Origin of the sequence: Flammeovirga yaeyamensis (assembly GCF_018736045.1) — a bacterium.
GTDB lineage: Bacteria > Bacteroidota > Bacteroidia > Cytophagales > Flammeovirgaceae > Flammeovirga > Flammeovirga yaeyamensis.
Map to the genome: position 1 here is coordinate 45,837 of NZ_CP076133.1, position 14,609 is coordinate 60,445.

The window sequence follows — 14,609 nt, forward strand, 5'->3', positions numbered from 1 at the left end:
AGTTAATTATAATTTTATCGTTGAAAAGAAATTGACTAAAAAATGACTAAGTAGTTGTGTAAAAGGTATATCAGTAAATAGAAATCATATAAAAAAAATGAATTGTATGTGTCAAAAAAAATAAAATATTACTTGCGTATAATATGTTGTTCCATCATTAGTATAATACAAAATATCAATTAACGTGCAAACAAAAAAATACTCTTAAAAGAAAGATTTCAATTGTAATGTTTTTATGAAAAAGCCGAAAGTTTATCCCTGTCGTCGGTCTGCTTATTTCAAATAAATACCAATTGTCTCCTTCTAAAAAGAGTATTTGTTGTTTACGTTTACAGCGTAAAAATTAATCATTAATAATATGATAATTCAAAGATTCATTTTTAATCTTTCATCACTTTCTTTGTTTCTATTACTTGAACTGAATTAAAAAAGTCGTCGTCGGTCTCCAGATCAATTTGTTTAGAATGAGATGACATCAATAAGAAAATCATCTAAAAAATATCAATTAAAAATAATTTGTTTGATTTTCAACTTTTATTAATCCACCATGGAGCTGTAAACATCCATAGTAGAGATCCAAATAAGATCGTTTGTTTATATATTTCAACTTCCATTTCTCCCAGGAAGACTAAAATACAAGGAACTAAAGTAATCGCTAAACCAATATAGGATAATGGTTTTAGTAAGTGTTTAGTTAAATTCATCTACAGTAATATTTTGAAATTCTACATCTTCTTCATTTCCTGTATCTCTTTGTAGTAGTTTAGATGAAATTATATAGGTGACAAAACCTAATAACCACCCTGGAATTGCTGCAAAGAAATAAAAGTCTAGGTCGAATACTTTGTACACGAGGTATGATCCTAACACAGATAATGCCCATGAGATTAATACCGAAAGATTAAGCATTGACTTTTTCTTTTCGGCATAATTTGATTGTAAACCTAGTTTCGGAAATATAAATATGTCAGCTAATACAATCGCACCAATTGGAGCTGCACATAAAGCATACACGCCTAAAAATTGATCTAACTTGGCTACAAAAGCTGGTGAACAAGCCAAGATAGTAGTCACACACCCTACAATAAGGGTTATTTTCCATCGTTTCATTTTGGGGAATAAGCCCTGAACTGCTAAACCTGAACGATAAATTGTTGGATTCGCTGTAGTCCAACCTGCAATAACAACACAAATTAAACCGGTTACCCCTGCACCCATAAAGGCAATCTGACCTGGTGAAGGATTGGTCTCTCCCATTTGAAGAGCAACAGCACATAAAATACCTGAAGCAATCCAAGCCATAAAATGACCAATGAACATACCAAATGCAGAAGCTAAACCATAAGTCGATTTTTTTGCATAACGATAAATCGACATATCGGCTAAACCTAAGTGCATTGCACTGTTACATAACCACGCAAAGATCATGATATGCCAAAAAGTGTACTTTGTTTGTCCATCTATGGGAACACCTGTCCATATTTTCTCTTCTGCTACCTGAAAGAAATCACTAACAGAAGTCACTCCTAATTGTGGTAACATAGCAACACCTGCCGAAAAGAAAATAACGGGCATCCATGGAGCAAAGATGTTGGCAAATTTCGATACTTTATCGAAACCAAAAGTGGCTACAATAGTAATAACAGCTCCAATTGCAAAAATAATCCCTACCCACAATGGACTCGTTGGATAAAGATCGTTTAGTCCTGGACCTTTAATATCCAACATAATCCCCACTGCGGATGCTGAAACACCGATCATTGCAGATGCGGTCACACAAAACAAAAGGCCATTGACACTATTATATAATGTGACAATCCCTTTTCCACTAATTCGTTCTAATTGGTAAAAGATAGTTGTTCTAGTTTTTACTGCTGCAGGTGCACAAAACAACACCCAGCTTAAGGTTGCTAGCAAGTTTCCTAAAAGTAGTCCCAAAAATACATCTTTTGCGGCCGCACCATGCAAAACAAACAAAGGTCCGATTACAAATTCGGTTCCTGCTATATGTTCTCCCGATACCATGCCGACAAAGCTTTTAAAGCCTTTTACTTCAGATTTTGGTACAGGCTCTCTTTCGTATTCATTTACGTTGTTGACCTGCTCCTTAAATAGTTTCTTTAGTTGCATATTGAATATATTACTTTACTCTAAATCAAAAGTAGAGGAATGAGTGTACAAAAGACTTTTATTTAGGAAAGCCGAAGAAAATCAACCATTCTATTTTCTTTTGATTTTGAAATATCAGAGTAAAAAAGTGCTTATTTAGGCTTTAATAGCCATTTAATTAGAAATCTTGATGATTTTAAATTACCTCATTTAATCCTCTTGATAATAGAATTCTGTCCTTTTTTATCCCAGATAACTGGGTTATTACACCAAAAAAGACAATTATTTTACTTTTATAGTAAAGGCTACCTCAAATACTATGAGGTAGCCTTAATGCCTTCATTACGTAAAACACAACGTGTAATACTTAACAAATTGACTTACTTAATTATGAATTTTGAAGTTCTTCTTCCATTCTTTAAGAAGTAAATTCCTTTTGGTAATTCAGTTATTTGAATGTTATTGTTTTCTACAGATGGATTAAACTTCATTACCTGACCCATTGCATTAACAATGATAATATCTGCTTGTTGATCTAACCCCTCTACAGTAATTTGTACTGATGCTGGATTAGGGTAAATCAATAATTTTTCTTCTTTTAAATGATCTCCAATAGAAGTTAGATCATCTTCCCTATAAGTGGCTGTAATAGTGATTGCTTTTTCAGGCATAGTCACTGTTGTTTCCTCAGTCATTGCATCGGCTAAATACTCAACATCACCTGTCCACTTTAAGAAAACAAAACCTGTCTCTGCAGCATCCGCCTTGATATTCACCACTTGTCCTACTTCATATACACCTGAACCAGTACCTTTTTCGATAGTTAATGCAAATGTTTCAACATCAGCTTCTCTATAAGTAGCCGTTAATGAAACCGTTGAAGAAGGCATAGTTACCGTTGTCGAAGTAGAATTTACATCAGCTATATGTTCCGTATCTCCTGTCCATTTATCAAATACATAACCGTCCATTGGTAATTCTGCAGAAATTTCTACTGTTGTTCCTGCTTCATAATCTCCTGATCCTGATCCTTTGTTTACGGTTAATGTATAAGTAGTTGCATCTGCATATGTTGCTGTAATTTCTACATTCATAGCTGGCATCGTAAGCGTAGTTGAAGCACTATTTGGATTCACCAAATAATCTGTATCTCCAGTCCAAGCCACAAATCTCTTTCCGGCTAAATTGTTTGCAGCTACTTCAATTTGTGCATCTTCAAAATAAGTACCTGAACCTGTTCCCTGATTCACCGTCAGAGTATATGATTGAGTGGTCGATTCTACATAATTGGCAGTTAACTCAATATTTCTTCCTGGCATTACTAACTTCGTTGATGCTTGATTTGCATCCTCTAAATAACCTGTAGAACCCGTCCAGTTTTTGAAAACATATCCAGCAGGTGCATCGTCTGCAACTATTTCAATTTCTCTTCCTTGAGGATAGAAACCTGATCCTGTACCGTTTACTACTTTTAATTCTTTATCGAGTGCAGCACCGCTCCATTTGATATTATCAATATTAATATCACCGTATGTACTTGTATTCTGACCTGTTGTCACCAACCTGATTTTAACATCACCTTCGTAAGTTAGGTTCTGTAAATAGATCTGTTTACGGTTTTTATCCACTTGCCATTCACCTTGAAGTTCATCATTTAAATAGATTTCTAATCCACCTAAATCTTTATTGTTCTTTACATCAACTGAGAATGTAGTAATACCACCCGATACAACTCCTTCAAAACTAGGAGTTGGATTTGTACCTGGCTTCCTAAGTTTAATGTTTCTTCCGTCTAATGTGTTGATGTTTTTTGCTTGAACGAATGTCCAAGTTATTCCACCATCACCAACGTAATCTCCATTTCCCCAAGAAGTAGAAATATCTGGGAAGTAATCAAAAGTTTCGTGTCCACCTGAAGTTAAACCTGATTGGGAAACAGTGATGATTTTATTCTCACAACCAGCAATAGTGATAATCGCTGTTCTTATATCTGCTGTATTGTTTGATGGCATAGTTACCGTTAGCTCATCATTTTCTTTTGAAATTTCTACAAAAGATTTATCCACATGTACATCATAAGCTCCTGATGCAGTAATTATAACCGTTTTTGTTCCACCAGTCGAAGCAAAATCAAGTACACTTTCTGATACTGAAATGTCACAAGAAAGATCCACTTTAGGAAGTTTTCTTCTCCAAGGTCCAGTACCTGCAGTGGCAACATAATAATATGGCTCACCATTATCCATAATAATCTTTGACTGATTACTTACAGAGTGAACAATAGCTGTATTATTTGCTACGCCTAATGTCCAATCCGACCACTCGATAGACCCATCTTGTTGTAATTCTCCAATAAATGAACCTAATCCCCTTTTATGATTATCTACGGATGTATTGATGACCACATGATCACCATAAGCTGCTAAACCTGACATTTTGATAGGCTTACCTGGAATTACCCACTTTTCTGGACGAAGTGTTAAAGATGTAGGGACATCAAAACCAGCATTCACCCAATTCGATTCCGTATTCCAAGTATCATCACTTAAATTTTTATTGATATATACTGCTGTATTTCCGCCAATTGTAGTAGAAGCTACTAACCATGATGTTCCATCACCTCTATCCCAAACGTAGGCATCTTTAGAATTCGAAAGACCAATTGATGAAGTCCATACATACGACATATCTGCTTGGCGAACACCTCTGAAAATAATACCATCTGCATTATTTGTATCTGAACGCCCAAAAACGATATCAGAATTATTTGGATCTACCCATACATCTCTAATGTCCAATTCATCATAGTCTGCAGAGGATATTTTCACCCAATCTTCTGTACCATTATATACATTGACAATATTATTTGCCATGTAAATACCTCCAGAGTTTGTAGAAGATCCTCTCATACTCACATACACTCTTTCCGGATGATTAGGATCTGCAACTATTACTCTGAAATTTCTTGATGGAAGACCTTGGACCACACCATTATTGTTTGGCTCAAAACCTCCGATTAATTTCCAATCTTCTTTTTCTCCAATACTTGTTAGATCTAACTCTTTAGCATAAAGACCACCTGCTGTTTGTGATGGCGCACCAAAACCTTTTCTTGCATCAATTAATACTAATTCAGGTGTCGTCTCAGTCACTAAAACTGACATCACGTTGGTAACACCTTGTGGATTTTCGTGTGATGTCCATGAATATCCATGATCTATACTTTGTAACATACCATGATCTGCATTACCTTGAATCATATAGTTTTTATAACTGAAAACATCATAAGCATATGGTGATGCAAAACCTCTAGTATGTGCCATTGTATGACTTCCTGCACTTGGTACAATCTCACCATACACTTCCCACCAGCTACCTGCTGAACAAGGGAAACCATTATTTGATGGATCTCCAAGGAATACATTCATACCACCCATTGAAATCACATAAGGATCTTGCCATGTTGATGGAGAATAATCGTATGCTCTAACAATAAATGCTCTACTCTCCCAACCTACATCAAAAGTGAAACAGTTACCGTTAGACCCTGCCGTTGGTTTTTCAATAATTTTCTCCCAAGCATAGTCGACTAATTCGTGATTATCATTAAAGTTTAAAGTACATTCCCAAAGACCAACACGGTTAGCATTATCGTTCCATACAGTACCGATAAGCATTTTATTTTGATTGATAGGCGATTTTGGATCCACTTTAGGGTTGAACCATTCCGCAGTATCAATTAAGCCATCCATAATTTTCACCCACTCACCTAAATCACCATTCTCTTCTACTTTTGCATAATATACCGCCCAACGTTTGTCGGCATAATTATCATTAGCTACTGTCTGATAAGTCGCATACGCATGACGACCATCAGGAGATAATTCGATACCTCTTGAACCGCCATCGGGTCTTTTGTTTACATTCGCTGCTTCACCCGCACCATCCAACGCATCTGTCGGCTTGGCTACTTTTGTAAAAGTTTCCCCATTATCCTTTGAGATATACACGCCAGAAGCGGCACTTAAATAAATGTAATCTGTAACAGGGTGAATTTCTACACCAAATACATGACGGTAACCTTCTGTTGGTTCGTAAACCACTTTTTTCCAGTTCACCCCTGCGTCTTGAGATAAGTATATTTCTCTTACACCATTAAATTTACCAGATGATATATTTTGTACTGGATCACAAATAGCTGCTTGTCCTTTTTGAGGATCTTTGTTTTGCCAACCTGGAGCTAAAATTACTGTATTGTAATCTCTTGATACTGCTATAGAAGCAATTGCATCGCCTCTAGTAATATCGATCATGTTCCACGTCACCTCATGGTAATTGGCTGCTCCTGCATTATCTGTATAAGATGCTCCATATAAACCACCTTGGTACATTCTAGATCCACCAATTTCTTGCTCAACCGTAAACGACATACCATGGCTTAAATCTCTACTTACATATTGCCAAGATTGTCCGTAGTCATCAGAACGATAAATTCCTTCCATATCTGAAGAGAACCAAATTCGTCCTTCCACATTTCTATCAAAATAAAGGTCTTGAATCTGGCCTCCACCACCTGGGTTCAAACTTTCCCAAGCATTTTCTTGCCCCCATGTATCTGGCTGGGCTTGTACTGTTATCCATGCTGTGAACATGAATAAGAAGCTGAATAGTTTAAGTAAAATTTTCATCATAGTCATACTTATGTAGTCTAAGATTTTTATGTAGTTATGTTAGACTCAAAAAATTAAAAAGAGTTTACAATCGTAAGTTCTTATTTGAACGACATTACAATTTTAAGACTTGATGATGGGGGAATACTTCCAATTTGCAATTTAGTAGTAAATCAGAAGTAACACAAAGACTATTAAAAGATGATAATCAGATAGTTACAATCTACTTTAGTTTTAATCTTTTGAAGTTTGTTCATAAAAAAAAGGGAGATCGCTCACCCTTTTCCTAGCTTACGATCTCCACTTTTTCTAATAAGATACTTTATTTTTTGATCTTGAATGTCTTATCATTTACTCTTAGGATATACATCCCTTTAGTTAAATAATTTAATACAATCGTATCTCCTTTTTGATAATCATTCTGATACACAATATTTCCAGTGATTGAGAAAATAGTCACCGTTCCTTGATCAACCCCTTGAAGCTTGATTTGATCATTAAATGGATTTGGATAAACCTTTACTTCTTCATCAAGTAATTGATTAGAAACCACTCTTCTTGCTCCCGAAGGTGCATTCCATTCAATATCATCTAATTGTACATCAGCATTGTTATAGCCGGTGAATTCTAAAGCAACACTTCCTGTTAAATCAATATTATTGATCGTAAATGTATTCGACCCTGAATTGGCTGCAATATCAAATTGTCCAATGGTATTTCCATTTGCTTTTACAATAACACCACTTGAATTCGCAGATCCTGTAGGTGCGGCTTTGAATGTAAGCGTTGATAAACCATTCAATGTCGTCGATAAACTACCACCAGCATTATTGTCTAATTTTACAGTATTTCCATTAATGGTTTGTGTTCTCTTAATGACGCTATAATTCCAAACCTGACCATCGTTCCCCACAAATGATCCTGTTGACCAATCGTTTAGGGTGCCCAATAAGTCGAAGTTTTCGAAACCACTATCACCAGAAGGTAGATCTACATAAGTAGCTGTAATTGTGGCTCCATTAGATGGCATCGTAAATTGAGTAGAAGCATTATTACGATTCGCTAAATGGTGTTCTGCTCCTGTCCACTCATTAAATTGTTTACCAGCAGCAGGAGCATTAGCAGTAACAGTTACGATTTCCCCAGCTGCATAACTACCACTTCCCGATCCATTATTTACGGTTAGTTGATAAAGTGTAACAGCAGAATTGTCTTTCCAACTGATATCATCCAACTGAACATCAGAGGCATTCATTCCTCTAAATTCTAGAGCTGTTGTACCTGATTCATCCAAAATCGGAATCACAAATTCTTGAGGTGCAGCTCCTTTAGCAATTTCAAATGATTGGATCAATTGACCATTTACATACACCTCAACACCACTTGGAGAACCCGTTCCAGTAGGTGCTGCCCAGAAACTCAAATATGTCAGACCATTTGATAAAGAAGTAGATAAACTTCCGTTGGCACTATTGTCTAACTTAATGGTATTCCCATTGATAGTGGATGTTCTTTTCACTTGAACATAATCCCAAGTCAGTCCGTAATTTCCAACGAAACTACCATTGGCCCATTGGTTCTCTGTTGGCATATTATCCAATGTTTCAGTGAACAAATCTCCTGTAGGAGGAGGAGTCACTGATGCCCCTTCTTGAGTGATAGATATGGATACATTTTTACACCCAGAAACCGTAACGGTAGCATTTCTAGATTGTTCAGATGTATTTGCCGAAGCGACTACACTAATCTGGTTATTTGATGTTGACACTGATAACCACCCTTGATTGGAGCTGGCTGAAAAAGCATCTGTACTCGTCACCGAAATATTTTTCGTTCCGCCATTGCTAGCAAAGGCAACACTATTTGGATTAACAGATAACGAACAAGTTGGAGGAGTAACAGCTGAAGAAATTTGTCTTCTCCAAGGTCCAGTTCCCGCTAAAGCCACATAGTAATACGGCACTCCGTCTTCTACTCTCACTTTAGCTTGTAGGGATGTAGGGTTTTCGATATCTCTATCATTAGCCGATGCTCTAGTCCAATCCGACCATTGCACTGTTCCATTATTTTGAATCACCCCAATAAAAGATCCGTTTCCTTTTTTATGATTACTTACCTCTGAATTGGCCACAATACGATCATCAAAAGCAGCTAAACCACCAATGGAAATCGGTTCGTTTGGTTCTACCCATTTTTCAGGACGAATTTCCAATGTTTTGGCAACATCTAATCCTGTAAAGGTCCAATTACTCGGATCATTCCAATCTGCATTTCTTGGTGTTTTCAATATATGAACTCCATACACATTATTGATCTGAGCAGCAGCTACTAACCAAGTTTGACCATCTTTTTCCCAAGCATAAATATCCGATGTATTCTTACTTGCTGTTTCCATATTCGTCCAAGTGTAAGAACCATTCGACTGACGAACACCTCTATAAATTGAACCTGCAGAACCTGATCCTGCCGAACGTACATAAATGTAATTACCATTATTTGGATCTACCCAAACATCTCTAAAATCTCTATATCCCATACTCGATTCTGAGATTTTTCTCCAAGAACCATTCCCGTTATACACTGCTAGAATATCATCGGTCATGTACACACCTCCTTCGATATTTGCTCCGCCCCAATTCTTTCCTCTCATAGTCACATAAACACGCTTAGGATTGCTCGGATCGTACTGCATTGCACGATAATTCCTTGATGGCAAATCATTGGTTGTACCCGAATTATTTGGTGTAAAACCACCTATCAATTTCCAATCCTCTGCATTTCCAATTCTATCCAATTCGATTGGTTTAGCATACAAACCACCCACACTTTGACTTGGTGCTCCATAACCTTTACGTGCATCCATTAATACAAGAGCAGGATTAGTTGGTACTGTTAAAACAGACATTGCATTGGTAATTCCCTGAGGACCATGTTCTGATGTCCAAGAATACCCATTGTCCAAACTTTGTAAGATACCATGATCAGCACACCCTTGAATCATATAGCTTTTATAACTATCGACATCATAGCAATATGGTGAAGAAAAACCTCTTTCATGTGACATCGCCAATCCCTCTTGATAATATATCACTTCTCCATAAACTTCCTTCCAACTAGAACAAGGGAAATCAACAGCATCAGCATCCGTTAAGAAAACATTCATTCCTCCCATCGAGATAATTTGATGTTGATTCCAAGATTTTGGAGTATAATCACATGTTCTTACAATAAAATCACGACGTTCCCAGCTTGGTTCAAAATCAAAACATCTGTTGTTTTTAGGAAGGTTTAGAATCTGTTCCCAATTGTAAGAAGTTACATTTCCAGAACCATTATAATTCACGGTGGCTTCCCACAAACCAATTCTGTTTTTATTATCGTTCCAAACAGTTCCTACTAATAACCTGTGTTCCGTAGCTGTCGATCTTGGATCCACTTTAGGATCATACCATTCCGCTGTATCTGTTAAACCATCCATAATTTTCGTCCATCCACCTGTAATACCCGTAGATGACGTTTTCGCTACAAAAACTGCCCATCTTCTATCGGCATACGTAGAACCTCCTTGCGTTTGATAAGTCGCATAAATGTACTTTCCATCAGGCGATAAGCCAACACCTCTCGATCCTCCATCCGGTCGTTTTGTAATTGAAGTCGCATTCCCTGCAGGACCAATAGCTTCCGATGGTTTAGCAATTAAATTAAATGAATTGCCACCATTAGAAGATACAAAAACTCCCGATGCGGCACCCAAATAGATATTATCGTTTGTTGGGTGAATGGCCACCCCAAAAACATTACGATATCCATTTGTATTATCATACTTTACTTTGGTCCAAGTGGCCCCTCTATCTTTTGATAAATAGATGTTTCTCTCCCCATTGAACTTATCGGATTGAAGATTTTGATTTGGGTCGATTAACGATCCCTGCCCTTTTTGAGGATCTTTATTCTGCCAACCCGGAGCCAAAACAACTGTTTGATGATCTGAAGAAATAGCAATAGAAGCGATGGCATCACCCCTAGTTTCTTCAATCATGTCCCAAGAAACATTATGATGGTTACTAGCTCCCGGGTTAACGGCAACATGTGCACCATACAAACCTCCTTGATACAATTTACTGCCTCCTTCTTCTTGGGCAATACAAAAAGCCATACCATGACTTAAATCCTTGGACACATACTGCCAAGACTGACCAAAATCGTCGGAGCGATACACCCCTTCCATGTCGCTTGAAAACCAAATACGGCCTTCTACATTACGATCAAAATAGACATCTTGAATTTGTCCACCTCCGCCAGGATTAAGACTTTCCCAACGGTTCTCTTTCCCCCAATTCGGGTCTTGCGCATTTCCTATAAAAGGAATCATAGCCAGAATAAATAGCATTCTGAAGCTGGTTTTGAGTAGTACTCGGTTCATTTCAATAATACTTTAGTTAGTAATTCCTTGAAGTCGTCGTAGGACTTCGCATAAGTAAAATTCTGTGGCCAAAGTACTTTTCGGGATACCTCAAAAGTATTCTATTTTGCAAATTAGGAGAAATAGGAAAAGGCAAAAAAGGTATTAATTCTTGTTTTGCCTATCTAAGAGAAGCTAAGTCAACATTTAAGAATTGTGGAAATAATAGTATCTTTGTATATGAACAAAGAATTATTGAGATATATTGATCCTTTTAAAGAGCTATGCAAAAAACATAGACTAGAAAAAGTATATCTTTTTGGTTCTCAAGCAACTGAAAATTATTCAGAAGATAGTGATATTGACCTATTAATTAAATTTTCTGATAAGATTGATGTTATTGATTATGCTGACTATTACTTTAACTTTTTAGAAGATGTTGAAAATCTTTTCAACAAAAAAGTTGACTTAGTATCCGAAAAATCTTTAAGTAATAAATACTTTATTGATGAAATAAATAGAACTAAACTTTCTCTGTATGAATCCTAAGGCTTTAAAATATATTTTAGATATAGAAGTCATAATTAGTGAAATAGATGAAATTCTTGATAAAACTGATAAAAACTTCTTTGAATTTCAGAAAAGTTTTATTTACAAAAGAGCTATTGAAAGAGATCTCGAAATTATCGGAGAAGCAGTAAAGAAACTTTATGAAATTGATCCAAACTATAATATTTCATCAAAAAAGAAAATAATAGGTTTACGTAATATCATAAGTCATGCATATGATTCTGTAGAGGATGAATTGTTATGGGGTATTATTATAAAAGATATCCCTATATTAAAAAAAGAAATATTGAAATTAAAAAACTCTTAGTGAAGTGTCTTTTTCTGAGCATACTCCATGAACAAAATCAAAACCAAACTACTACTACTCCTACTACTATTTCCAACCCTAAGTTTTTGTCAAGATGTATTAGATGAAGCATTAAAAGATAAATCGAATATTATTTTGGAAGAACCTTTTACTTTCAATCTTAAAGACAAAAATATAGATTCTTATTTGTATTACATGAATCATGCAAGTGATGTGTTCAATGATACAACTCTTTTAAAATCGTTAATACAAAAGACTAAAAAACCAGATAAAACATATTGGAAACAAGAGAATTTTTTCGACAAAGTTATCGTTGCTAAAGGTCAAAATATTCATACCAAAGCTGTTTTAAAAGAACTTTCTTTACTAAGCGATGAAGAATTAAAATTATTAAAAAAGGAAATCCGAAAATACAATAACAGAAATAACGAATGGAGGTCTTATCCTCTGAAAGTTTCTAAACCAATTTATTCAGATGATAATAAATATGCTATAATTGGTATTATCAAAGGTAATAACGGAAGTGAGATTTCTTTATTTGAACTTAAAGGTAAACAATGGGTACATTTAGGATATCTTGAACGAAAAGTATTTTAATTTTAGAATAGATGACAAACTTCAACAACCAAGATTTGATTGACCTTTATAATAACTTATCACTTGATATTTCCAACATCACTTGGGAAGAGGAAAGCAAGGATTATCATGCTTGTCGATTTAAATTAAACAATCAACTTATCATAAGCAGAAAAGCGAAAATTACTCCCAAAAAAGTAGGACAATTTGTTACTTTTTGGAAGAGAGATCAAGGTCAACCTATTCGCCCTTTTCACGAAAAAGATAATCTTGATTTCTTCGTCATTAACGTTCAAAATGATAAACAATTAGGCCAGTTTGTCTTTCCAAAGTCGGTTTTAATACAAAAAGCTATTCTTTCGACAGGATCAAAAGAGGGTAAAAGAGGTTTTAGAGTTTATCCAATATGGGATACTCCCATAAGCAAAACTGCTGAGAAAACACAAACCTGGCAACTCAAATATTTTATTAAAATTGACGAGCAAACCTGTGAAAAGAAGATTATGGAACTCTATCACTTAAAGTAATGAATTATGAAATTAACTAACATATTTTTATCGCTTCTATTCTTCCCTTTCATCTTATACTCACAAAACCTATCAAAAATTGATGCAGGAGAAGTCGTCTACATACAAGATAATAAGGTGTACATTCAAGCTGAAAGTTCTTTGGATTTTGATACCTATGAAAAAGTCACAAAAACAATTAAAGCACAAGGAGAAATAGTTTCTTCTAATGGATATTCTACCTCCTATAAAATACCTCAACATATTGTAGGCGATTATTTTAAGCATTTAACAGCTATCATACTATTTGATGAAAACTCAAAAGAACTAGCTAAAGCCCATTTTCTTCATATTGAATTTTATGATGGATCACCTTCTACCGATTTTTACAGTGTCTATCAAATAGAAAAAGTATCTCCTAATCAAGGATATTACTTTTATATTTCTTCTCTTCTCAAAGATCATTTTGATGTAGCAAATCAGAAAACACTCGAAGAGGGTAATTATGAAAAGGTTGTTTTAGAGCATTATCAATCCAATAACATCTCCCTTCTCTATGATTATTATAGTGTAGAAGCCATTGAGATTAATGATGAAGTATTTTTACTAAGCAAGCTTCAAAACCAATACTTCATTTTCAATTACAATATAGAAACTGAATCACTTAAAGAACTTTATAGAAGTGAAGAAAATGTCTGTTTTATTCGGTTTTATCCATTTTTTATGGATAATAAATTGAGGTTGCTTATGAAAGAATTGGAGTGTGAAACGGATGCAATGTGGGATAATGTGTTAGATATGGGGTTGTTCAAAAAAAACAATTGAATATTAATACTTTATTAGTCAAATGTTAGTTTCTATAATCACTATTTAATTGTTGGTATTGCCTACCCCTGCTTCGTTCGGCAATTTTTCTTGTCGAAATGAATAATCTACTTAATATTAAAATCAGAAAATTCTTGTAAAAGAATTATAAGGCTAATTATATAAATTAGTGTAGTTAATGTTATAATCATTTTCACCTTAGATTTATTGTCAAAATATATTTTAGGCATAATTAAGTTTATCATCGTTAACATAATATCCATAGGGTTATTAAAGTTCTTTTCTTTATAGGATTCGTACGATGAAAATTGAGAATAGTATTTATCTTCTTTAGATAATACCTTCCATTGGTAATTATGTTTTATAATCAGACTAATTGTAAAAACTGCTAAAAGTATTATTATTTTCATTGTTTGTTAGTGTCTTTATTAAAAGTATATCCAGCTTTTATTCCTAATAATTTATATATAGCATGACCAAAAAACTTATAAACCATATTTAAAATGATTTTTAAACACTTGTTGGTGAATTTTTAAATCCAAAAGAACTGTCCTCATAAACAAAACTGCTAAGAAAATATAGCCTGTCAACTCAATGAGTTTACTAAAATTGATTATCAGACTAATGAAAAGAATATTATGAAA

The 14,609-nt window shown here is 34.8% G+C and carries 9 protein-coding genes; 5 read left to right on the forward strand and 4 right to left on the reverse strand.

Going from position 1 to position 14,609, the window contains the following annotated elements:
- Positions 1-527: 527 nt before the first annotated feature.
- The 4 genes from KMW28_RS20725 to KMW28_RS20740 all read right to left on the reverse strand — a co-directional run bounded on the left by KMW28_RS20725 (position 528) and on the right by KMW28_RS20740 (position 11,202).
- Positions 528-704, reverse strand: a complete 177-nt coding sequence (locus KMW28_RS20725) for a hypothetical protein (protein WP_169662449.1) — start codon at positions 702-704, stop codon at positions 528-530.
- A complete protein-coding gene (locus tag KMW28_RS20730) occupies positions 691-2,130 on the reverse strand; it encodes a purine-cytosine permease family protein (RefSeq protein ID WP_169662448.1) in 1,440 nt (479 codons plus the stop codon). Before KMW28_RS20730 ends, KMW28_RS20725 begins: the two co-directional genes overlap by 14 nt.
- Positions 2,131-2,489: 359 nt before the next feature.
- Positions 2,490-6,800 (reverse strand): InlB B-repeat-containing protein, encoded by a 4,311-nt coding sequence (locus KMW28_RS20735; protein ID WP_169662447.1) that lies wholly within the window; start codon positions 6,798-6,800, stop codon positions 2,490-2,492.
- 301 nt (positions 6,801-7,101) lie between these two features.
- Positions 7,102-11,202 carry an InlB B-repeat-containing protein gene (locus KMW28_RS20740; RefSeq protein ID WP_169662446.1) on the reverse strand — a complete coding sequence of 1,367 codons (4,101 nt, stop codon included), beginning with the start codon at positions 11,200-11,202 and terminating at the stop codon, positions 7,102-7,104.
- 219 nt (positions 11,203-11,421) lie between these two features.
- On the opposite strand from KMW28_RS20740, the gene KMW28_RS20745 reads away from it, so the two are divergent.
- From KMW28_RS20745 to KMW28_RS20765, 5 genes are read left to right on the forward strand one after another with little or no spacing between them, the layout of a single operon-like run.
- Positions 11,422-11,730 (forward strand): nucleotidyltransferase family protein, encoded by a 309-nt coding sequence (locus tag KMW28_RS20745; protein ID WP_169662445.1) that lies wholly within the window; start codon positions 11,422-11,424, stop codon positions 11,728-11,730.
- Complete coding sequence (locus KMW28_RS20750) at positions 11,720-12,058, forward strand: HepT-like ribonuclease domain-containing protein (RefSeq protein WP_169662444.1); 339 nt, start codon at positions 11,720-11,722, stop codon at positions 12,056-12,058. Before KMW28_RS20745 ends, KMW28_RS20750 begins: the two co-directional genes overlap by 11 nt.
- Before the next feature lie 27 nt (positions 12,059-12,085).
- The gene (locus KMW28_RS20755) at positions 12,086-12,655 is read left to right on the forward strand and encodes a hypothetical protein (protein ID WP_169662443.1); all 570 of its coding nucleotides are present in this window, start codon (positions 12,086-12,088) and stop codon (positions 12,653-12,655) included.
- A gap of 11 nt (positions 12,656-12,666) precedes the next feature.
- The gene (locus KMW28_RS20760) at positions 12,667-13,161 is read left to right on the forward strand and encodes a MepB family protein (RefSeq protein WP_169662442.1); all 495 of its coding nucleotides are present in this window, start codon (positions 12,667-12,669) and stop codon (positions 13,159-13,161) included.
- A 6-nt stretch (positions 13,162-13,167) separates the two neighbouring features.
- The gene (locus KMW28_RS20765; protein ID WP_169662441.1) at positions 13,168-13,965 is read left to right on the forward strand and encodes a hypothetical protein; all 798 of its coding nucleotides are present in this window, start codon (positions 13,168-13,170) and stop codon (positions 13,963-13,965) included.
- The last annotated feature ends 644 nt before the right edge of the window (positions 13,966-14,609 follow it).